General features: G+C 70.3%; 23 protein-coding genes. 17 read left to right on the top strand and 6 right to left on the bottom strand.

Translation table 11 applies throughout. From position 1 onward, the window contains the following. Positions 1-38: 38 nt before the first annotated feature. Positions 39-506, bottom strand: coding sequence for a MerR family transcriptional regulator (locus tag ACWD4G_RS19930; protein ID WP_451295104.1), 468 nt, complete (start codon positions 504-506; stop codon positions 39-41). Between the two features lie 28 nt (positions 507-534). On the opposite strand from ACWD4G_RS19930, the gene ACWD4G_RS19925 reads away from it, so the two are divergent. Next, positions 535-1314: a methyltransferase domain-containing protein gene (locus ACWD4G_RS19925; RefSeq protein WP_451295102.1), complete on the top strand. Its 780-nt coding sequence runs from the start codon at positions 535-537 to the stop codon at positions 1312-1314. Between the two features lie 120 nt (positions 1315-1434). Here the strand turns inward: ACWD4G_RS19925 and ACWD4G_RS19920 are convergent, their stop codons facing one another. Continuing rightward, a complete protein-coding gene (locus ACWD4G_RS19920) occupies positions 1435-1749 on the bottom strand; it encodes a putative quinol monooxygenase (RefSeq protein ID WP_451295100.1) in 315 nt (104 codons plus the stop codon). A gap of 388 nt (positions 1750-2137) precedes the next feature. Here ACWD4G_RS19920 and ACWD4G_RS19915 point away from each other — a divergent pair, with 388 nt between their 5' ends. Next, positions 2138-2554, top strand: a complete 417-nt coding sequence (locus tag ACWD4G_RS19915) for a winged helix-turn-helix domain-containing protein (protein WP_451295098.1) — start codon at positions 2138-2140, stop codon at positions 2552-2554. Here ACWD4G_RS19915 and ACWD4G_RS19910 read toward each other — a convergent pair. Next, entirely contained in the window at positions 2454-3365 is a 912-nt protein-coding gene (locus ACWD4G_RS19910; RefSeq protein ID WP_451295096.1) for an SUMF1/EgtB/PvdO family nonheme iron enzyme, read from the bottom strand. The genes ACWD4G_RS19915 and ACWD4G_RS19910 overlap by 101 nt on opposite strands. Positions 3366-3377: 12 nt before the next feature. Next, a complete protein-coding gene (locus ACWD4G_RS19905; protein ID WP_451295094.1) occupies positions 3378-4160 on the bottom strand; it encodes an aminotransferase class IV in 783 nt (260 codons plus the stop codon). Between the two features lie 216 nt (positions 4161-4376). Between ACWD4G_RS19905 and ACWD4G_RS19900 the strand changes: the two genes are divergently transcribed. The 7 genes from ACWD4G_RS19900 (at position 4377) to ACWD4G_RS19870 (ending at position 12646) form a co-directional block, all read left to right on the top strand. Then, the gene (locus ACWD4G_RS19900) at positions 4377-4853 is read left to right on the top strand and encodes an ATP-binding protein (RefSeq protein WP_451295092.1); all 477 of its coding nucleotides are present in this window, start codon (positions 4377-4379) and stop codon (positions 4851-4853) included. A gap of 70 nt (positions 4854-4923) precedes the next feature. Then, entirely contained in the window at positions 4924-6132 is a 1209-nt protein-coding gene (fxlM, locus tag ACWD4G_RS19895; RefSeq protein ID WP_451295090.1) for a methyltransferase, FxLD system, read from the top strand. Between the two features lie 62 nt (positions 6133-6194). Further along, a complete protein-coding gene (locus tag ACWD4G_RS19890; protein ID WP_451295088.1) occupies positions 6195-6398 on the top strand; it encodes an FxLD family lanthipeptide in 204 nt (67 codons plus the stop codon). An 81-nt stretch (positions 6399-6479) separates the two neighbouring features. Next, entirely contained in the window at positions 6480-9386 is a 2907-nt protein-coding gene (locus ACWD4G_RS19885; protein ID WP_451295086.1) for a lantibiotic dehydratase, read from the top strand. After that, positions 9383-10627: a lanthionine synthetase C family protein gene (locus tag ACWD4G_RS19880; protein WP_451295084.1), complete on the top strand. Its 1245-nt coding sequence runs from the start codon at positions 9383-9385 to the stop codon at positions 10625-10627. Before ACWD4G_RS19885 ends, ACWD4G_RS19880 begins: the two co-directional genes overlap by 4 nt. A 20-nt stretch (positions 10628-10647) precedes the next feature. After that, positions 10648-11478 carry a thiopeptide-type bacteriocin biosynthesis protein gene (locus ACWD4G_RS19875; RefSeq protein WP_451295082.1) on the top strand — a complete coding sequence of 277 codons (831 nt, stop codon included), beginning with the start codon at positions 10648-10650 and terminating at the stop codon, positions 11476-11478. Further along, a complete protein-coding gene (locus ACWD4G_RS19870) occupies positions 11462-12646 on the top strand; it encodes a hypothetical protein (protein ID WP_451295081.1) in 1185 nt (394 codons plus the stop codon). The genes ACWD4G_RS19875 and ACWD4G_RS19870 overlap by 17 nt, the downstream gene beginning before the upstream one ends. Here ACWD4G_RS19870 and ACWD4G_RS19865 read toward each other — a convergent pair. Continuing rightward, entirely contained in the window at positions 12537-12995 is a 459-nt protein-coding gene (locus tag ACWD4G_RS19865) for an ABA4-like family protein (protein ID WP_451295079.1), read from the bottom strand. The two genes, ACWD4G_RS19870 and ACWD4G_RS19865, sit on opposite strands and share 110 nt — an antisense overlap. After that, positions 12992-13915 (bottom strand): hypothetical protein, encoded by a 924-nt coding sequence (locus tag ACWD4G_RS19860; RefSeq protein WP_451295366.1) that lies wholly within the window; start codon positions 13913-13915, stop codon positions 12992-12994. Before ACWD4G_RS19860 ends, ACWD4G_RS19865 begins: the two co-directional genes overlap by 4 nt. A gap of 236 nt (positions 13916-14151) precedes the next feature. Between ACWD4G_RS19860 and ACWD4G_RS19855 the strand changes: the two genes are divergently transcribed. From ACWD4G_RS19855 to ACWD4G_RS19820, 8 genes are all read left to right on the top strand, one after another. Then, positions 14152-14820 (top strand): MerR family transcriptional regulator, encoded by a 669-nt coding sequence (locus ACWD4G_RS19855; RefSeq protein WP_451295077.1) that lies wholly within the window; start codon positions 14152-14154, stop codon positions 14818-14820. Between the two features lie 330 nt (positions 14821-15150). Next, entirely contained in the window at positions 15151-15960 is an 810-nt protein-coding gene (locus ACWD4G_RS19850) for an aminoglycoside phosphotransferase (RefSeq protein WP_451295075.1), read from the top strand. 234 nt (positions 15961-16194) lie between these two features. After that, positions 16195-17919, top strand: coding sequence for a SpoIIE family protein phosphatase (locus ACWD4G_RS19845; protein ID WP_451295073.1), 1725 nt, complete (start codon positions 16195-16197; stop codon positions 17917-17919). A gap of 52 nt (positions 17920-17971) precedes the next feature. Continuing rightward, positions 17972-18370, top strand: coding sequence for a TOBE domain-containing protein (locus ACWD4G_RS19840; RefSeq protein ID WP_451295071.1), 399 nt, complete (start codon positions 17972-17974; stop codon positions 18368-18370). Positions 18371-18518: 148 nt separating this feature from the next. Further along, positions 18519-19373 (top strand): molybdate ABC transporter substrate-binding protein, encoded by an 855-nt coding sequence (modA, locus tag ACWD4G_RS19835; RefSeq protein WP_451295070.1) that lies wholly within the window; start codon positions 18519-18521, stop codon positions 19371-19373. Next, positions 19370-20245, top strand: coding sequence for a molybdate ABC transporter permease subunit (gene modB, locus ACWD4G_RS19830; RefSeq protein ID WP_451295068.1), 876 nt, complete (start codon positions 19370-19372; stop codon positions 20243-20245). Before modA ends, modB begins: the two co-directional genes overlap by 4 nt. Then, positions 20242-21378, top strand: a complete 1137-nt coding sequence (locus ACWD4G_RS19825; protein ID WP_451295066.1) for an ABC transporter ATP-binding protein — start codon at positions 20242-20244, stop codon at positions 21376-21378. Before modB ends, ACWD4G_RS19825 begins: the two co-directional genes overlap by 4 nt. 129 nt (positions 21379-21507) lie before the next feature. Further along, a complete protein-coding gene (locus ACWD4G_RS19820; RefSeq protein WP_451295064.1) occupies positions 21508-21891 on the top strand; it encodes a hypothetical protein in 384 nt (127 codons plus the stop codon).

Raw genomic sequence — 21891 nt, 5'->3', positions numbered from 1 at the left:
CGGCCCGGCTCGCCCTTCTCGACGGCCGCGGCCTCTCCTCAGGAGGTCGCGGCCGTTTTCCGTGCCGGCGTCATGATTTCGGCGATGTGCCGCCGGTAGTTCGGGCACTGGAGGACGTCCTCGTGCTCGCAGTTCAGGCCGCCCTCGATGAGCTCCAACGATGCCTGGGCCGCCGCGATTCTCGACCGGAGTTCCTCGGCCGTGGGGCGCAGGATCTCGTGCCGGGTGGCGCGGTCGGCGGTCGCGGACAGGCTCCTGATGGCGGTCAGGCCGAGGCCTGCCTCCTTCAACAGGAGAATCGTCGCCACGCGGGTGAGGTCGTCCGCACCGTAACGGCGGCGCCCGCCGGCGTCCCGTCCGGGGTGCAGCAGGCCCATCGCCTCCCAATGCCGCAGCACGTGCGTGGCCAGGCCGAACCGTGCCGCGAGGGCGCCGATGCTCGACGTGCCGACGCCGTCGTCTCCGCTGCCGCCGTCTCCGCTGCCGCCGTCTTCGCTTGACTTCATGCCGACATTAAGTCGCAGCATGACGTCCATGTCCAAGCATCAGGAAGCGCGGGAAGCGTTGGAAGAGCCCCGCGACACCGAAGCCCTGCTGGCCGTCCTCGACGCCGCGGACCGGATGCCGAGCGCCGCTCGGCTGCGGGCCCGCTCCTATGAACTGCTGTCTCTCGTCCCGGGCTCGACCGTCGTGGACGTCGGCTGCGGCGCCGGACGAGCCGTCGCCGAGCTGGCCGAGCGCGGTGTCCACGCGGTGGGCGTGGACCCGAGCCCGCGGATGCTGGCCGCGGCCAGGGAGCGATGGCCGGAGGCCGACTTCCGGGAGGCGGGGGCGGAGGATCTGCCGTTCGCCGACGGAAGCGTGCGCGGCTACCGTGCCGACAAGGTCTTCCACGTACTCCAGGAACCGGCGCGCGCGGTGGCGGAGGCACGGCGGGTCCTCTGCCCGGGCGGCAGGATCGTCCTCGTCGGTCAGGACTGGGACGCCATCATGATCGACTCGGACGACGCGACGCTCACCCGCACGATCGTGCAAGCCCGCGCCGACCTCCTGCCCACTCCCCGCGCCGGCCGCCAGTACCGCAACCTGCTCCTCGCCGGGGGCTTCGACGACGTCACGGTCGAGGCACACACCACCGTGTTCACCGACCCCGCGATGCTGCCGCTCGCCACCAGGCTCGCCGAACCGGCCCACGCCGCCGGCGCCGTCGACCGCGCCCGGGCGGACGAGTGGCTGACCGACCAACACCACCGCGCCGAAACCAACCGCTTCCTGATCGCCATCCCGTTCTTCATGGCCTCAGCTTCGGCCTAAGTGCTGTCCCACCCACCACAAGCACGGTGGCCGCGGCCAGTTCGCTCTGCGTGAGGTCACGCTGCCTGCGCATCTCGGCCACTCGCGCGCCGAAGGCCCGACGCACCTGGGACGACACGGCTACGCCGCCGCCGTCCCGGCGATGGCGTCGAGGAACGTCACGTCGACTTCCGCCAGGTACTGCTCGCGTTCGGCGAGAAAACGCCGCGTGTGCGACTGCGTCTCGTGCAGTTCGAAGGCGGCCCGGTCGGCGTAGAGCTCGTAGAAGACGCGGACGAGCGGTTCATCCACAGGGGTGTGGACGACGTACGTGAGCGTGCCCGGCTCCTTCGCCTTGATCCCCGTCAACGTGTCAGCGCATAGGGCATCGAAGGCAGTTGCCGCTTCCTGGTCGCGCAACGCGAAACGCACGACCAGACCGAAACCTTCACTCATGAGCGCTCCTTTCAATGGAGCACAAGTGTGTCAACGGAGCATTCTCGCTGGGCACCAGCGCCATCACCGCTTGCTCGGCGTGGCGGTGAACTGCTCTCACGTGTCCGGGAGTTGCTCGACGACCCGCACCGACGTGGACACCGTGGATCACTGCGGGCCCCGCGTCGATTCCGCGCGTGGCCTTGTCCAGGGCCCACAGCCGTTCCGCCTGAGCGCGCTCCTCCGCCGTGCGTGGACTCCTGTCGGGTACTTCGTCGAGGTAGCGCCGTACGGGGCTGAAGGTGTCGATGAAAGGTTGGTTGGCGGCGGCTTCGGCGGTCGGCCACGTTCGTTCAGCTCCTAACTAGCTGTTCGGGCCGCACCCCAGGACGGTTGCCCCCGGACTGGGGTGCTCTTGGTTGGCGCGACTACGTACCTTTACGATGACGAGATCGAGCGCGACGCCCCCGACGCGCCGTTCGAACAGTTGGCGGGCATCTTGAAGGCCCGGATCAAGCGGGGCGACTGGCAACCCAATCGGCAGATCACCTCTGAATCCCGCTTGGGTGAAGAGTTCGGGCTCTCCCGCCCCACCGTGCGGCGGGCTATCGCCCTACTCGTCGAAGAGGGATGGCTCTTCGTTCGTCCGCAGCGTGGGACGTACGTCGCGGGCTCCGCAAGGCTGAACGGCCCCGAGCCTCCGGCAGGGAATCGCCGGCATCTCGTCACGGGAGGGCGACGCAGCGGAACCCGATGTCGTTGTCCTGCATCGCCGCATTCGCCGCGTTGCGCAGCGACGGCGCGGCCCGTGCGAACGGGGAGGTGAATGCCGAGCCCTTCAGCTCGTACCGGCCGGTGCCCTCCTCCGTGGAGCACCACTCCCAGGTGTTCCCGCACAGGTCGAACACCCCGTACGGACTGACGCCGGACTGATAGCGCGCGACCGGGGTCGTCCTCCCTATCTCGGCTTCCGCGACGTTGCACTTGGCCGCCGTGGGCTCATCCCCCCACGGGTACATGCGCCCTTTCGAGCCACGGGCGGCCTTCTCCCACTGCTGGGCAGTGGGCAGTTGCTTGCCGCACCAGTGGGCGTACGCGGTGGCGTCGTGCCATGTCACCCACACAACGGGGTGGTCAAACAGATCATCGGGGCAGCGACCGTTCCGCCAGTGCCGGGGCGGCCGGTGGCCCGTGGTGCGTACGAACCGCTCGTAGTCGATGTTCGTTGTCGGGTACACATCGACGCGGAAGCCGTCCAGCCAGGTCGGGGTCTTCGCGGGACCGGAGAGGTAGATGCCTTCCTCGACCAGGACCATGACCTTGCCGTCCACGGCGTGCTTCACAGCGCGCGGGTCGCGGCGCAGCAGCTGCTCGGCGCGTTCGTCGTGCTCGACGGCGGCCCGCTCGGTGAGAAACGCCGCGAACCGCTGCTGCGCGGCAGGGTCGGCGCGGGCGAGCAGGGTGTCCAGGGCCTCCTGATTGCCTGGGCGGAGGCTGATGGTCTCACCCCGGCCTTCCCAGGTCGCCAATTGACGCTGGCTAACCGGGACCATGGCCGCGAAGTCGCGCCCGGTCATGCGCATGGCCGTGCGCAGCAGCAGGACCTCGCGCCCGGTCCATCTGGTGACCCCCGTCACACCGGCCCTCCTCTACAGCTCCTCGCCCGGGACGGACAGGTACGTCTCGCGCAGCGTGCTCAGCGCTGGGTGCTCGATCGCCATGGGCGTGTCGTCGATGGCGGACAGGGCGCGGACGCCGATGGAGGTGTTGGTGGCGAAGGCCACCGGCATCGCCTTGGCCTCGTCGAGGGTGACGGGGGCGACCTTGTACTCGGTGCGCTGCTGGAGCAGTGCCGCAGTCACACCCGGCAGCACCGGGCCCTCCGGCCAGACGATGGTGCCGTTCTCGTCGACGAAGCCCACGTTCCATGTTCCGCCCTCGGTCACGTGATGGTCGGGGCCGAAGAACAGGGCGTCGTCGAAGCCCTTGAGCCGTGCCGTGCGGCGGGCGTGCAGCGCACCGAAGAGGCCGCAGTGCTTGACCTGGGGAAGGTCACGCTCGTACCGCACGCTCAATGCCTTCAGCGGTGGCGGAGGCAGTGCGCCAGCGGGGCGTACGGTCACCATGATCTGCGGCTCGGTGGCCTCCTCGGGATGCCCCATGTCCACCGTGGGGTCGAAGTGCGTGACGCGGACGACACAGGGCCCGTCCCGCCCGTCCAGGGCCTCGCGGACCAGGTCGCGGACGTGGCCGGTGTCCACCGCGGCGCCGAACACGATCTCGCTGTCCCGCACAAGTCGCTCCATGTGCAGGGACAGGCCACGGATGCGGCGATCGGCACCGACGCGCATGGACGTGAAGTGTCCGTACGACGTGAGCGCCAGGGGCAGCAAGTCTTCGACTGTTGCGGGGTGTTCGTTCAATGTCGCCATGTCGCCCAGCATGTCAGCAGGCGCCGGGCACTTGGCACCCCAAAGCCAGTTACTGACGGGTCAACTTCGTCAGAACTTCATTCCCTTCCCCCTTCTCTCTGCTGTTCGCTTGTCACCATCCGGACACGTCTGGTGACCAGCGAGGCGGCGAGGCCCGTGCGAACAGTCCTGCCATCGACCGCCCAGCACACCCTCACGTCTCACGGGAGACCACCGATGACCTCGACGACCACAGCTGTCGCCGCAGCCACTTCAGCCACTGAACTGATCGCCGCGCCCGGCTTCGAGGTGTCCTTCCTCCCCGCAGACATACGCGTTCGCCAGATGCGCCGGATCACCGCTGCCTACCTGCGCTGTTGTGGCATGGCCGACCTCATCGGCAACGCCCTGCTCGCGGTCTCCGAGTTGGTCACCAACGCCATCAGGTACGGCGAAGGCCGACCGGTCGGTCTCCGGGTCGTCCCCTCCGCCGGTGAACTGCGCATCGAAGTCACCGATGGCAGTCCGACCCGGGCCAGTCCCCGGACCGCCGGAGCAGACGACGAGAGTGGGCGCGGGCTGCTACTCGTGTCCGCCATCTCGAAGGAGTGGGGCGTCAGCGACGACGGCACGACGACGTGGTGCTCCCTCGCGGCTGCCGAGCAGCCCCTTTCCCTGGCGCGTAACCGCCCCCACACACGCCGACTTGGCTAGCTTTCCTCGTCGGCCACCAAGCCGAGCCGTGCCATCGCAAGCACCGCCCCAAACAGAAACAGGTAATCGGATGACTGCTACCGACGACTCGACCGTTCGTCACACCGACGCGCTACGCGCGGCCATGGTCCGCGCACTCCGCGATCAGGACGCGATCACGTCCGAGTCTGTCGCCGCCGCGTTCGGCGCCGTGCCCCGGCACATGTTCGCCCCCGAGGCGCCGTCGGACCTCGCCTACGACCTCCACGGCATCGTGCCGGTCAAGAAGGACGAGCACGGCCTCAACCTGAGCGTCATGTCCGCCGCACATCTCCAGGCCGTGATGCTGGAGCAGGCCGGCATCCAGCCCGGCATGAAGGTCCTGGAGATCGGGTCCGGCGGTTACAACGCCGCGCTCATCCAGGAACTCGTGGGCCACGACGGAGTGGTCACCACCGTCGACATCGACGGCGACATCGTGGACCGCGCCCGTCAGTGCCTGGATGACGCCGGGTACGGTCAGGTGAAGACGGTCCTCGCCGACGGTGAGACCGGTGTCCCCGACGGCGCGCCCTACGACCGGATCATCGTCACCGCGTCCGCATGGGACATTCCCTCGTCGTGGATCAGCGGGCTCAGCGGGAACGGTCGGCTCGTTGTCCCGCTGACGATTCACGGCACGACCCGCTCGATCGCGTTCGACCGCGATGGCGAGGGCCTGCTCAGCCACTCCTACCGGCTGGCGCATTTCGTACCCATGCGGGGCGAAGGAGCCGCCACGGAGGAACGGAAGGTGCTGCTCCGGGACGGCGTGGCCGTGAAGACCGATGAGGAACAGGTGCGGTTCGTCCCGGAAGCCCTGAACGAGGCCCTGGACACCCCCCGGCTGACGCGCTGGTCGGGTGCGGCCTACGACCTGCCCGACGAACTGGATCTGTACCTCACGCTCCGTCTGCCGAGCGTGGCCCGCCTGCACGCGTCCAAGGAGGTCGTCGAAAGCGGGCTCCTGGAGCCGTCGGCCCGGCTCGGTGTGGCGGCGCTGGTCGGCAAGGACAGCATCGCGTACCGCACTCGCCGCGTGAACGAGGACACCGACGGCTTCGAGAGCGGCGTGGTCGCTCACGGCCCGCAGGCCGAAGCTCTCGCGGACCAGTACGCGGACCTGCTGCGGCGCTGGGCCCACAACCACCGGCGCCGGGGAGCCGCATCGATCACGTACGTGCCGGGTCCCGCCCCGTCCCCGCTGCCCCAGGACGCCGTACGAAAGCGGCACGGCATCGTCACGGCGACCTGGCACTGAGACTCCGGAGCCCGTTCCCGGGCTCCGGGACCCCGCACCGTCCAACTGCCAAGGAGGCGTTCATGACCGTTCATCTGGAGCCGCCCATTGTTCAGCCGGTTCAGCCGGTTCAGTCGGCTTTCGAGCAGAAGGAACCCGAACAGGGCGACTTCGACCTGGACATCACCATCGTCGAAAGCGGCCCCAACTCGGACCACCTCATCCGTCTGACGGACGACGGATGTGGCCAGACGTGCGAGTCCGCCTGCAATTCGAGCTGCCCGTAACAGCACCAGACCGTTGTTCGCGGCGCCCGGCCGTTCGTCCCCTGGGGCGCGCCGGGCGCCGTGCGGCCACAGGAGGGGCGCATGTATCGCCACGTTGACGCGGCAGTCGTACGAGCAGCCGTGTTGAGCTCCGACGGTCCGGTGGTCTGGCCGGAGCTGACCGGCCCGTCCGCCAACGCCACGTCATGGCGGGCATGGTTGCGGCAGACCTGGCAGACGGCCGACTTCGCGGCTGCCGTCGCAGCGGCAAGTCCGGACCTCGCGAGCCGAGTGCACCGGATCTGTGCCGGCCAGGCGATAGCGGACGCTGCGGTACGCCGCACGGTGCTTTCCGTGCTGCGCTATCTACTGCGGGCCCGCTCGCGCGCCACGCCGTTCGGTCTGTTCGCCGGAGTCGCGGCAGTGCGGACAGGCCCAGTCCCCGTGCTGCGTCGGGGAACCGACCACCGCACCGCTGCCAGGCCCGACGCGACCCGGATCATGGCCCTTGTCGACCGGTTCGAGGAACACGGCGCGGTCCGGCCGCATCTGATGCTGGTCGCCTCCAGTCTCGCTGTCGAGCGCGATGGCCACGTGGTGGTCGAGCACCGCCCGTGCGGCACGCGCGACGCCGCTTCCGAGCATGTGCGCATACGGCTGACCGGGCCGGTCCGCGCAGCCTTGGAAGGTGCGCGGGCTCCGATCCTTTGGAGCGAACTGGCCGCGAAGCTGTCCGCCGGTTTCCCGACCGCGTCGTTCGCCGTGATCGAGAGGCTGCTGGCGGGCTTGGTCAAGCAGCGGTTCTTGGTGACCAGCATCCGTTCGGCCATGACGGCCACCGACCCGCTTGCTGCCCTCCTCACGCATACACAATGCCTCCCACCCGATGAGTCGGCGGGACTGCACGACGTCCCCAGGCCCGTGTTCGACGTGCGGGTGGACTGGACTCTGGCCGTCCCGGAGGCGGTGGCTCAGGAGGCGGCAGCGGCGGCCAAGGTGCTCACCCGTCTCGCGCCCCGCGCGGCACTGCCCGGGTGGACTGCGTGGCACAGGCGGTTCCTTGAGCGGTACGGGCCGCAGGCAGTCGTACCCGTCAGGGATGCCATCGACGCACTCGGATACCCGCGCGGCTACCTCGGGTCCGCCTCCGCGTCGCCGACGCCGTCGCCGTTGCCCGACCGCGACAGCCGACTCATCAAGCTCGCTCACGCCGCCGGAATGCGGCGCCGCCTCGAAGTCGAACTCGACGACGACACGATCGAGGAATTGGCCACGACAGATCCGTCCCACCCTGTGCAGCCGAGCACCGAGATCACTGTCCACATCGACGCCGCAAGCATCCCGGCACTGCGACGGGGCGAGTTCACTTTGCGCGTCGTCGGGGTGGCACGGTCCGCCGGGACGACCACCGGCCGTTTCCTGGGCATCCTGGACGACGAGGACCGCCGCCGCATGACCACCGTGTACGCCGGGCTGCCCGGAGTGCACCAAGACGCACTCGTCGCTCAGATCAGCTCCGCCCCGCTGTCCACACGAGCTGACTACGTCGCGCGCGCTCCACAGGCAACCGAACTGGTGATCTCGCTCGGCGACTACCACGACTCGGCCACCAGTCTCATTCCCCTGACCGACCTTGCGGTGACCGCCGACGCCGAACGGCTGCACCTGGTCTCGCTCTCCCGCCGTCGCCCTGTGCACACCCTGCTGCTGAACGCCCTCAACCTGAACAGCCACTCCCATCCACTGGCCCGGTTCCTGGTCGAGGCGCCCGTCGCGCTGGCCGTCCCATGCGGCGGGTTCGTATGGGGCACCGCCGCCTCCCACCTGCCGTTCCTGCCCGCGCTGCGATACGGGCGCACGGTCCTGTCCCCGGCCCGCTGGCTCCTCACCAGCGACGATCTCCCCACCATGCCGACACCATGGCCGGAGTGGGACGAGGCCTTGGCCCAGTGGCGTCGCGACATGCATCTGCCGGAGCGGGTGTACCTGAGCGAAGCCGACCAGCGCATGGCCTTGGACCTGACCGAGCCATCACACCGAGCCCTGCTGCGTACCCATCTGGACCGCGACGGCTCGGTGAAGCTGAGCCCCGCACCGGAACCCCGTGGCCTCGGCTGGACCGGAGGTCACGCCCACGAGGTCGTCATCCCTCTGATCGCAGACCAGAACGTCCCACCCGTCCGGGCCACGCGCCACATCATCGGCCGCGCGCACAGCCGCCCGCCCGGCTGCGGCAACCACGTCTATCTCCGGCTCCACGGACACCGCGACCGGCAGGACGCGGTCCTGACCCGGCATCTGCTGACCCTGCTGCATGAACTGGCTCCCACTCGTTGGTGGTTCATCCGCTACCCGGACCCCGAGGACCACCTTCGGGTGCGTCTGACGTGCGCACCCGGCACGCTCGGTTCATCCATCGAGCACATCGGCGAGTGGAGCCGGCGAATCCAACACAGCGGACTGATCACGCACACCAGCGTGGAGACCTACCATCCGGAGATCGCACGGTTCGGCGGGCCCACCGCGATCGACGCGGCCGAGCAGTACTTCGCCGCCGACTCCGCCGCCGCCTTGGCCCAACTCGCCGCGCAGACCGGGGCGGGTGCACCGGATGCCCGCGCTCTGACGGCTGCCAGCATGGTGGACATCGTCACCGGCCTGCTCGGAGACGACGTCAGGGCGATGCGTTGGCTCATCGAGCACACCCGCACCGACCCGGCCGCTCCGCCCCGCGCCGTCTACCGCCAAGCCGTCGACCTCGTGAACACCAGCCCTCCAAGGCTGACCAATCACCTCGCCACAGCCTGGTCCGCACGCCGCACAGCACTGGCCACCTACGCCCGCACGCTCACAGACGCCAGCGTGAACCCCCAGGACCTGCTGCCGGACCTGCTGCACCTCCACCACGTGCGGATGCGCGGGCCAGGGCTCCCCGAGGAACGCGCGCACCTTCACCTGGCCCGAGCCGCCGCTCTGAGCTGGACAGCACGAGCAAGGAGTACTTCGTGACCACGTCAGCCCCCGCCCTCTCCGCACTGTCAACCCCCGACCGGCTGGCCCACGCACTGGCCGACCCACGCACCGCGTGGCCCGACGGCCGACCCGACAGCGTTCGCGCCTGGCCGCAGTCGCTCGGCGGAGGAGCCGCGGGCATCGCCCTGCTGCACATCGAGCGCGCCCGGACCGGCCACGGCGACTGGGACACCGTGCACACCTGGCTGTCCACGGCCGTGGCCGGCGAGGTCAGCGCGGCAGCCAACGCGAACCTGTATCTCGGCGCGCCCGCCCTCGCGTTCGTCACGCACCGCGCGGCGGACGCGTCGAACCGGTACCAAGGCGTCCTGGAACGTCTGGACGCGGCGACCCTCGCCATCACCCGCAACCGTCTCGCCGAGGCCCACCGGCGCATCGACCGCGCCGAGCGGCCACCCATGCAGGAGTTCGACCTGATCCAGGGCCTGACCGGGCTGGGCGCCCACCACCTGAGCCGCCACCCCCACCACGAGACCACCCGCGACGTGCTGTCCTACCTCGGCCGTCTGACGGAAGCACTACCCGATCCGTCCGGACTGCCGCCGTGGTGGATGAATGTCTCGCCCAGCGGCAAACTCCACGCCGACTTCCCTGGCGGGCACGGGAACTTCGGGCTCGCCCATGGCATCGGCTCCACCCTGTCCGTACTGTCCCTGGCCCTGCTGCGCGATGTGAACGTGCCCGGCACGGTCGATGCGGTCGAGCGGATCTGTGCCTGGACCGACCAATGGCGTCAAGGCGACGAGACCGCTCCATGGTGGCCGGGCCATATCTCGATGCGGCAGGCAGACGACAAACACGTCCATGCCGCCCTTCGTCCCCGCCCCTCGTGGTGCTACGGAGTCAGCGGCAGCGCCCGCGCCCAGCAGTTGGCCGGACTCGCCCTCCGCGACGCCGCCCGCGTACAGGCCGCCGAGAACGCGATGCTCGCGGCCCTGTGCGACCCGCTCCAGCTCGACAAGCTCCCGGAGATCGGGTTGTGCCACGGCATGGCCGGACTGCTGCACGCCGCGTGGCGGATGTCCATCGAGACAGGCAACGCCGAGATCGCCGCGGAGCTGCCGCGTCTTGCAGACCGTCTGGTCGCCGCGCTCGACCACAACGATCAGGACCCGGAACTTCTCGACGGAGCAGCCGGAGCGGCCCTCGCCCTGCACACCTTTGGCACGGGCAGCGCGCCCGCACCGCACTGGGACACCTTCCTCGCCGTGGCGTGAACACCCCGGAGACCCGCCTCATGAACTCACCGACCTGGTGCCAGGCCAACGTCACGTTCCTGGACTGGGAACGCGCCGAGACCATCGCCTTGGCCCACCTCGCCCCGCTCCTTCACGCCGCAGAGGACGAAGGTGCCGTCACCGCATGGTTCATCATCCGCAAGCGCCCCTGCTGGCGCGTGCGTTATCTGCCCGCCGCCGACGGGCGGGACCACATCGGCCGGGGCCTCGACATGCTGGTTGCCCAGGGGCACATCAAGGTGTGGGCGGAGATCATCTACGAGCCCGAGATCCACGCCTTCGGCGGTACCGAAGCCATGGCATCAGCCCATCTCTTGTTCCAGCGCGACAGCCGGAGCCTCATGGGCTTCCTCCAGAGCGACGCCGGAAGACACCGACGCGAGACCTCCCTCATGCTGTGCAGCCTGATGATGCGCTCCGCCGGACTGGACTGGTACGAGCAGGGCGATGTCTGGGCGCGCGTCAGCGCGCATCGCGCACCGCACCCCGGTGCCGAACAGGTCCACAGCGACCGCCTGCTCGCCGCCGTCCACCGACTGCTCTCCGTAAACGGAGAGGACCTGATGCGCACGGGCGGGCCACTTGACCATGCCACCGACTGGTCCAGCGCCTACGCCGACGCCGGAAGAGAACTGGCCCACCTCGCCAGCTCCGGTCACCTGCACCGTGGCCTGCGTGATGTTCTGGCTCATCACGTGCTCTTCGCGTGGAACAGGCTCGGCCTGCCCTACACCACGCAGGCCACGCTCACCGCCACCGCGAAGACCGTCATCTTCGGCCCGGACCCGACCACCGAGAGGAGTGCCGTCGACGGTGTGGAAACTCCCTGATGCGGCGGCCCGGCGCTTCCCTCTCGTCGCTCGCCCACGCCCCGCCTGCCTCCCACTTCCCCAACGCGTGAACGCGCTGGCCGAACTCGCCGACACCGCAGCGAAGACAGGTGACCCCGGCATGGCCTCCACGGTCTACAACCGGGCCGCCCTGATCGCCTCCGACGTCGGCGCCTCAGCCACCGCCCGCGCGATGTGCCACCAGCACGCCGCCGCCTACCTGCACGCCGCCCCCTTGAGCACGACGGCCGCGATCCGCGCCCTGGAGCCTGTCGTCAACCTCGCACGCCTTCAACTCCGTGCCGGACAGGCCGACCTCGGCCGCCGACACCTCGTGACCCTGTTCGATGCGGTCACCAACGGAAGCCCCGCCCAGATCGAGGACATCGCACTACCCACTGACCTGGTAGCGAACGCCGACGACCGTCAGGAGGTACGCGCGTGGCTATGGAGAGTCCTCCTCGCCGACGGCACACGCGCTCTGGCCACGGCCGGCCGCTGGACCGAGGCACTCACCCATGTCGAGTCGTACCGCGGCGTCGGACAGCGCATGCTCGACGGCCGCCAGGTCGCCGTCCTGGCAGCCCTCACGAGCGGAAACAGCCTCGACGCCGACAGCCTCCTGGCCCGTACCGTGCCCGGAGAGGCGTGGGAAGGCGCCGTCACGGACTGTCTCACGGCCCTGTGCCTCCGTATGTCGGGGCGCCCCTGGCTGCTCGCTCTGCAAAATCTGGTGACCAACTACCTCGAACGCCCGGACCAGGACGGCATGGCTGTCTTCGACACGAGGCTCGGACTCATGGTGCTGGACCTGGTCGACTCGGCCAAGGACCCAGCAGCACGCCTGGTGGTTGCGGAGTTGCACCGCCGGACGATGAGGACGACCGACGGCTACTCCGCCCGAGAGGCACTGGCACACCCGCTGTTCACGGCCCTCGCAACCGACCAGGAGGCGCAGGACTGCCGTGCGCTCCTCCACGACTGTGCGCTCGGTACCGGGGCGCTCCCCGGGAAGCTGAGCGATCAGCTCACAGCAGCTCTGCGCACGAGCGACCAGGTCATTCGTCGGAATTTCGGCCGGGGCCGACCGCGTGGCTGGCCCGTCGTGTCCGTACCTCCCTCAGCACCAGGAACAGCAGCAGCGCGAACGGTGACAGCAGGATCGTGAACACCAGCAACGGGCCCATCGCCAGCGGGGAGATCCGCAGTCTCCTGCCCTCCAGGTACATCCACTGGCCGATCAGCAGGTCCCAGGCGAGGATCTGCGCCCACACCGCCCCCGCCCCGTCCGCGAGTGCCGTCAGGTCGCGGAAGGTGTCGAGGTCCGGGGCGCTGACCGCCGTCCACAGCTCGGGGAGGACCGGGATCGCGAGTCCGAGGTACACGCACAGCACCGGTACGACGGTCAACGGCGACCCCGCGATCCGCCGGGTCGGCCCCCACCCCGGCGCGAGGATCATCAGCAGCCAGAAGGGCGCCACCAGCCAGAACGAGAACTCGAAGAGGAATCCGGTCACGGCACAAGGTCCTTCGGGGAGGGGGCTGATGGGGAGGCGTTCGGCGTCGAGGGGGCGGGACGCCCAAAGGCGAGGGACGCGTACGTGCCCAGCGCGACGGCCGCGAGGATCAGGCCGGCCGCCCCCAGCGTCGTACCGTCCGGATGGACCAGCGGCTGTCCCCGCAGCGCCTGCCAGAGGACGAGGGCGAAGAGCGCGGCGTACGCGCCCGAGGCGAGCCGTGTCAGGCGCAGCCGGACCCGTTCGTCGGTGAGCCGGACGTGGCGCGGTGCGAGAGCCGCGAGCAACATGACCAGCAGCGGCAGGAGTTGCAGTGCGTGCATGCCGACGAAGTGCGGTATCCGCAGATCACCGCCGGTCGTCGACCAGCCGGTCAGCGGCATCGAGGGGCCGCCGTCCGCCACCCCCACACTGTGCGCGCCGACCGTGTCGGAGACACCGCGCCGCTGCCCGGCCTTGGGCTGGGTCATCAGGAACCCGGTGGCGGCCCCGGCCAGCGCCAGCACGATGCCGGAACGTATCGCCGACGCCGACGCCCGGTCGGGTATTCGGGCGCGGAGCAGCAGTACGGCGATGACGAGCGTGCCGGTCCACAGGACGACGACGGTGACGGCCATCGCGTAGTAGAGCGCCGCGTCGAACGATGTCTCGTAGTTGAAGTGGCTGCGTTTTCCCCTGACGGCCTGCCCCGTGATGAGCACCATCTCCACGACGCCGGCCGCCACGACGACGTTCCCCGCCCCTCGGCCCACGCGCCGCGCCCGGCCCGACGGCAGCAGCGACAGCATCCACGCCAGGGAGAGGCAGTACGCCACGAACGAGACGGCGAACTTGAACGGCTTCGCCCAGATCGGCGCTCCCACCAGCAGCCGCTCGTCGACCACGATCCCTACGGCGGACACGACGGCCAGTACCGCCATCGCCCCCGAGAACAGCACCAGCGGCCGATGCCACCGCCGCCATGCATGTGTATCCACGTCTACCCCCACACTCGCCAGTAGCCAACTAAGTAGATAGCGGCACTATCCGCTATCTGATAGCGCCACTATCTATGATGGGTAGCGGACTGGCAAGGGCCGAGCCGGAAGCGGCAGCGGCAGCGGCAGCGGCAGCGACGAAAGTCGGGGCGGCGGCAAGAGTGGGGAGTGAACCGGCATTGCGTATCGGGGAGTTGAGCCGGAGGACCGGGGTGCCGGTGCCCACGATCAAGTACTACGTCCGTGAAGGTCTGCTGCCGCCGGGTGCGCTGAGCAGCCCGAACCAGGCGGACTACGGCGACCGGCACGAGCGGCGACTGCGCCTGATCCGCGCGCTGCTCGACATCGGCGGCCTCAAGGTGGCCGAGATCGCGGACGTACTGGCGGCCGTCGACGACCCGGACCGTTCGCTCCACAAGGTGCTCGGCGCCGCCGCGTGCCGGATCGGCGGTGCGGCCACGGAGTACGACGACGCCGAGGAGGAGGCCGCGCGGACCGTCGTGAACGACCTGATCGCCCGGCGTGACTGGCGGACCGATCGGTCGGACCCCGCCGCCGTCGACCTCGCCAAGGCCCTCGCCGCCATGGCCCGGCTGGGCCACGGAATATTCGCCGACGTCCTCGACGACTACGCCGACGCCGCCGAGCAGGTCGCCCGCGCCGACTTCACCTATCTGGACCGGCGAGTGGCCGTCGAGGACAAGGTCGAGGGCGTCGTCGTCGGCACCGTCCTGGGCGAGGCGGTCTTCAACGCCCTACGCCGCCTCGCCCACGTGAACACCTCGGCGAGGCTCTACGGGGTGGGGGAGCCGGAGGAACAACATCAGCAGCACAGTGAGCCGAACTGAACTGAATTGAGCGGGGCCGCATCCGGGTACCCGCTCTACCCCATCGCATCCGACCGCTCCGCCAAGCCACACAGTTCGGGCGAGGCCCGTTCTCGTCCCGATCACTCCCCGGCCGACCGCCCCGGCACCGCTCCCGGTCGCAATCACGTCCCGCCCGATCGCCGACGACGAGATCCGTGTCACGCCGGAGATCGGCACCTTCTCCGAGAGCCTCGGCTGCTCCTGCCAGGCAGACGACGACCAGCCGTACTAGACCTGACAGGCACCACCGAGCCGCCCCTACCCGTCATAGGGTCGGGGCGGCTCGTCCGTCCATCCTCAGGAACCCTCATGCCCGTAGACCGCATCCACTGGGCCGATCTGCCCCCCGGCGCCCGCCACGCCGTCGAGGAACGCATCGGTCGTGTCCTGCGAGCCGAAACAGCGGCGGCCGGCGCGAACTCCGGAATCGCCGCCACCGTCCAGACCGCCGATTCGGTGCTCTTCGTCAAAGGCGTACCGATCCATCACCCCCAGGCACGTACGCAGCGGCGCGAGGCCGCGATCAACCCACATCTGCCGTCCTCGTGCCCTCGGTTGCTCTGGCATGTACAGGCGGCCGGTTGGGACCTGATCGGGTACGAACGCCTCGTTGGCCGCCACGCCGACTACAGGCCCGGTTCCCCTGATCTTCCGCTCGTCGCACACGCCCTGGTCGAGCTTCAGAACACCCCGTGCCCCGGCATCGAGCTCAAGCGCGCCGAGGACCGATGGAGCGGCTACGCGGGAGCCGCCGACGTCGAGCAGTTCGCCGGTACGACGCTGCTCCACACCGACCTCGCCCCCCACAACATGCTCGTGAGCGACCGCGCCCATCTGATCGACTGGGCATGGCCCACCCGTGGCGCGGCGTGGATCGACCCCGCCGTCCTCATCCTGCGGCTCATGGAAGCCGGGCACACCGCGTCGGCCGCAGATGGTTGGGCCCGTGCCCGGTTCCCCTCATGGGCAGCGGCCCCGCACGCGTCCGTAGCCGCTTTCTCCGAGGCGAACGCCCGTTGCTGGGACGAGATCGCACGCAACGATCCACAGAGCTGGAAGAAGCACATGGGGCGGCTCGCTCATGACTGGGTGACCTACTGGCGCGCGCGGGCATCGTGATTCCACCGGCGCACGGCGTACGGTCGTATGCCGCGTCGGATGCCATACGTGGAAGGTGTGGGGTCCTCCATTCCCTCCCCTCCCGTCACACGCGACGCCCGCCCCTCCCCTCCACATGCGACCAGCCCCCCGCCGTGTTCTGATGCTGAAAGAAAAGGCCCCCCGAGGGTGGCTGTGGCGGGGTGGTGTGGGAGGCGGCTTCGTCGGTGGTCGGGGGCGACGGGAGACGGTGCGGTGCTCTGGGAGATGTCGTCGCCGGTGTTGCGGGAGATGCTCCGGCAGATCCTGGACGGGACGCCCGCGGCGGTGGGAGTCCTGGACACCGGCCTGCGCTACCTCTACGTCAACCCGACCCTGGCCCGGATGAACGGCCTCCCCGCCGAGGAGCACCTCGGCCGCACCGTCGCCGAGGTCGTCCCCGACGTCGACGCCCGCTACGAGGTCCTGCGGGCCGTCCTCGCCGACGGCGTACCGAGGGAGACCGTGTCCAGCGGCCACACCCGCGTCGACTCCCCGCTCGAACGCCGCTTCTGGCACGGCGCGTACCACCGTCTCGAACACGGCGGCACGGTCCTCGGCCTGGTCGGCGTCGTCCTGGAGATCTCCGCCGACCGCCAGCAGCAGCTCGAACTGGAGCGCGTACGAGAACGCCTCGCCCTCCTCGACGACGCCGCCACCCTCATCGGCACCACCCTCGACACGGACACCACCTGCCAGGAACTGGCCGGCTTCCTCTCCGAGCACCTCGCCGACGGCGTCGGCGTGGACGTCCTGCCCGAGCCCGGCACCGTACGGCTGGCCCGGGACGGTTCCGTACGGCTGCGGAGGGCCGCCGAGGCCTTCGCCCCGGAGGTGGAGGCCCTGCTGCAGCCGCTGAGCCGGCTCGGCTCGTACGTGGACTACCGGCCGGAGTCCTCCGTCGCCGCCTGTCTGGCGACCGGCGAGCCGGTGATCGTGCCGCTTCCCGGCGAGGAGGGGCTCAGCGACGAGGTCCCCGTCACGGGCCCGGACACCGACGACGACGCGATGGACCGGGCGGCCCTCATCGCCCACCGGGCCGCCGTACTGCGCGAGGCCAAGGCCCACTCGATGATGATCGTGCCGCTCACCGCGCGCGGCCACGACGTCGGCACCGTGAACATGATCCGCGCCGGTGACTCCCCCGAGTTCGGCGAGCCGGACGCCGTGATGGCGCAGGATCTGGCCGCGCGGGCGGCGATCAGCCTGGACAACGCCCGCCGTTACACCGCCGAGCACAACACCGTCGTCCACCTCCAGCGCGCCCTGCTCTCCGACCCGGGCACCCCGTGCGGCGGTGTCGAGGTGGCGTACCGGTACCGGCCGGCCGGGCAGGGGGCGCTGGTCGGCGGGGACTGGTACGAGACCGTCGCGCTCGGCGGTGGGCGGACGCTGCTCGCGGTCGGGGACGTGATGGGCCACGGCCTGGACGCGGCGGTCGCCATGAGCCGCTACCAGGCGATGCTCCGGGTCGCCGCCACCGGTGACCCCGTCCCCGGCCGCATCCTGCGCGAACTCGACGTCCTGCTGGACACCGCCGGTGAGGAACGGCCCGCCACCTGCGTCATAGCGATCGCCGACCCGGGGCGGGGCTCGTGCGCGCTGGCCAGCGCCGGACATCTGCCCCCGATGCTGTTCGGGCCCGGCGGCCGGGCCGAAGCCGTACCCGTGCCGCCGGGGCCGCCCCTCGGCGTCGGGCGCAGCCACTACGAGACCGTCGTCTGCCCCTACGAACCGGGCGCCACCCTCCTCCTCTACACCGACGGCCTGATCGAGCGCCGCCACGAGGACATCGACACCTCCCTCGACCGCCTCGCCCACGTCCCCGCGACCGGCCCCCGCACCACCCCCGACCAGCTCCTCGACCACCTCCTGTCCGAGCTGGCCCCCGCCGCCCCGGAGGACGACATCGCCCTGGTCGCGGCACGGACGAAGGGATGACAGCGGGGGACGTGGACGGGGGAGGGAGGTCGCGGGGCCTATCTTGGCGCGCATGCAGGCATACACGATCGGTCAGGCGGCGCGGCTGCTCGGCGTCAGCCCCGACACGGCACGGCGCTGGGCGGACGCGGGACGGGTGGCCACCCACCGCGACGAGGGCGGACGCCGCCTCATCGACGGCAAGGACCTCGCGGCGTTCTCCGTCGAACTCGCCCGAAGCGGCGGCGGTGACGACGACACCGTCCCCTACACCTCCGCCCGCAACGCCTTCCCCGGCATCGTCACCGCGATCAAGCTCGGCGATGTCGCCGCACAGGTCGAGATCCAGGCGGGCCCGCACCGCCTGGTGTCCCTGCTGACCCGCGAGGCCGTGGAGGAACTGGGCCTGGAGATCGGCATGGAGGCCACGGCCCGGGTGAAGTCGACGAACGTGCACATCGACCGGGTGTGAGCGGCTCGTCGCACCACAGCGCATATACGAGGCTACCCCTCAATTCAATGCCGCTTATGCGAAGCTGTAAGAGACATCTCTCTGGCAACTGCGGCATTATCATCGACGCCGACGGGCAGGCCGACAGTACATAAGGAGTGAGACCGTGATGACCCATGCCGTGCGTCCTCGGACCCGCCGGATCAGCCAGATCGGCCGGATCAGCCGGGCCCTGCGGGTCGCCGGGGTCGGTACCGCCGGTCTGCTGGCCCTCGGCGCCTGCGGTTCCTCCGGCTCGGACTCCTCGTCGACGGGGTCGGACTCCTCGGCCTCCGGTTCGGAGAAGATCTCCGGCGAGGTGACCGTGTTCGCCGCCGCCTCGCTCCAGGAGAGCTTCACGGCGCTGGGGAAGCGCTTCGAGGAGGAGCACCCCGGTACGACGGTGACATTCAGCTTCGGCGGGAGTGACGCGCTCGCGGCGAGCATCACCGGGGGCGCCCCGGCGGATGTGTTCGCCTCCGCGAGCCCCAAGACGATGGCGGTCGTCACGGACGCCGGCGACGCCTCCGGCACCCCGCAGACTTTCGTACGCAACCAGCTGGAGATCGCCACCCTCCCCGGCAACCCCGACGGCGTCTCCTCCCTCAAGGACCTCACGGACTCCGGCCTGAAGGTCGTGCTCTGCGACGAGGCCGTGCCGTGCGGTGCCGCCGCCAAGAAGGCCCTCGACGCGAGCGGGCTCAAGCTCACCCCCGTCTCGTACGAGGAGGACGTGAAGTCGGCGCTCAACAAGGTCGTGCTGAAGGAGGCCGACGCGGCCGTCGTCTACAAGACCGATGTGAAGGCGGCGGGTGACAAGGTGGAGGGCGTGGAGTTCCCCGAGTCGGCCGACGCCGTCAACGACTACCCGATCGCCCTGCTGAAGGAATCGCGGAACACCGACGCCGCCAAGGCGTTCATCGCGCTGGTGCGGTCCGCCGAGGGGCAGCGGGTCCTCACCGAGGCAGGGTTCCTCAAGCCGTGACAGCGACGCCTTCGGCCTCACCTTCCGCCGCGCCCCCGCCTCGGCCGGGCAGGGGCGGTGGGGGCGGCCGCAAGGGCGGCGCCCCGCTGGCGTTGCTCATCCCCGCGCTCATCGGACTGGCGTTCCTCGTCCTGCCCCTGGTGGCTTTGCTGATCCGGGCCCCGTGGCGGAGCATGCCGGACCTGCTCACCAGCACCGAGGTGTGGCAGGCACTGCGGTTGTCGCTGGTGTGCGCGACGGCGGCGACCGCGGTGAGCCTCGTCATCGGGGTGCCGTTGGCGTGGCTGCTGGCGCGGGTCGAGTTCCGGGGGCGGGGTCTCGTACGGGCCCTGGTCACGCTCCCCCTCGTACTGCCGCCGGTGGTGGGCGGTGTGGCGCTGCTGATGGCGCTCGGCCGCAACGGGGTCGTGGGGCGGTGGCTGGACGACTGGTTCGGGGTGACGCTGCCGTTCACCACGGCCGGGGTGGTGGTGGCGGAGGCGTTCGTGGCGATGCCGTTCCTGGTGATCAGCGTGGAGGGTACGCTGCGGGCCGCCGATCCCCGGTACGAGGAGGCCGCTACGACGCTGGGGGCGTCCCGTTTCACGGCGTTCCGCAGGGTGACGCTGCCGCTGATCGCGCCCGGGATCGCGGCGGGCGCGGTCCTCGCGTGGGCGCGGGCGCTGGGCGAGTTCGGCGCGACCATCACGTTCGCCGGCAACTTCCCCGGCCGTACCCAGACCATGCCGCTGGCCGTCTACCTCGCCCTCCAGAACGACCCGGAGACCGCCATCGCCCTCAGCCTGGTCCTGCTGGCGGTGTCGATCGCGGTGCTGGCGGGGCTGCGAGACCGGTGGATGACGGGTGGCGGGATGACGGGTGACGCGTCATGACCGGCATCGAGAAGACCACCGTCGACCGACCCGTCGTGAACGGCGAAGGACTCGACGCCCGGCTGGTCGTCCAGCGCGGCCCCTCCTTCCGCCTCGACGTGACGCTGGCCGCCGCCCCCGGTGACGTGGTCGCGCTCCTCGGGCCGAACGGCGCCGGCAAGACGACGGCGCTCCGGGCGCTCGCGGGCCTCGTCCCCCTGTCGGCCGAGGGCCATCTGCGCCTGGACGGCGCGGAGTTGGACCGTACGCCGCCGGAGTCCCGCCCGGTCGGGGTCGTCTTCCAGGACTACCTCCTCTTCCCCCATCTCTCGGCGCTCGACAACGTGGCGTTCGGCCCCCGCTGCCACGGCGCGGGCAAGGCGCGGGCGCGGGCGCGGGCCGCCGAGTGGCTGGAGCGGATGGGCCTCGCCGAGCACGCGTCGGCCAAACCCCGGCGGCTCTCCGGCGGCCAGGCCCAACGCGTCGCGCTCGCCCGCGCCCTGGCCGTCCACCCCCGGCTGCTCCTGCTCGACGAGCCGCTGGCCGCCCTGGACGCCCGTACCCGCCTCGACGTACGCGCCCAACTCCGGCGCCATCTGGCCGGCTTCGAGGCCGTCGCCGTACTCGTCACCCACGATCCGCTGGACGCGATGGTGCTGGCCGACCGTCTCGTCGTCATCGAGGAGGGCCGGGTCGTACAGGAGGGCACCCCCTCCGACATCGCCCGCCACCCCCGCACCGACTACATCGCCCACCTGGTCGGCCTCAACCTCTACCGGGGCGAGGCCGACGGCCACACCGTCCGCGTCCCCGACGACTCCACGGGCCACGTCACCGATGTCGTCACCCGGGGCTCCGGCGGCCCCACGATCACCACCACGGAACACCTCACCGGCCCCGTCTTCGTCGCCTTCCCGCCCGGCGCGGTCACCCTGCACCGGGACCGGCCCACCGGCTCCAGCGCCCGCAACCTCTGGCGCTGCGAGGTGGCCGGCCTGGAGATCCACGGCGACCAGATCCGCGCGGCCCTCACCGGCGAACTCCCCCTCGCCGCCGACGTCACCACCGTCGCCGCCGCCGAACTCGACCTCCACCCCGGCGCGGAGGTCTGGGCGACCGTCAAAGCGACGCAGACCCACGCGTACCCGGCCTGACCGCGAGGCTGTCGCAGACCCGGTGACCGAACCGTGAGGCTGTCGTGCAAGCCCTTTCCCGGCTGTTGTCGGAGGTCTCCCTTCCGACCTGACCCGGTGTCATGATGGTCGTATGCCAAGGGGGACGCAGTGGCCGATTTAGTCATTCGGGTCTGGCTGGACGGGAACGCCGGCAGAAGCGATGTGAGTGCGCTCAAAGCCTGGCTGGAGCGGGAGAAACCGCTGGACGAGCTGGTGCGCGACCGTACGTTGCGCATCGAGGAGCGGGCCAGGGAGGACACGCCCCCGGGCCGGATGGGGCCCGACTGGGAGATCGTCCTCCATGTCGTCCAGGGATTCGCCGCCGTGGCGCAGTTGGTGGAGCAGACGAAGCGCGCGGCCGACGCCTGGCGCACCAACCGCAGCCGGGTGGAGCGGGGAGAGCCGCCCACACCCCGGATCGAACCACCGCGCGACTCCGACGAGCCATCACGCCGGTCCGGCGAACCACCGCGGGACTCCGACGAGGGATAA

This window comes from Streptomyces sp. NPDC002643 (genome assembly GCF_053592555.1).
This window is presented reverse-complemented; position numbering and strand designations above follow the sequence as displayed.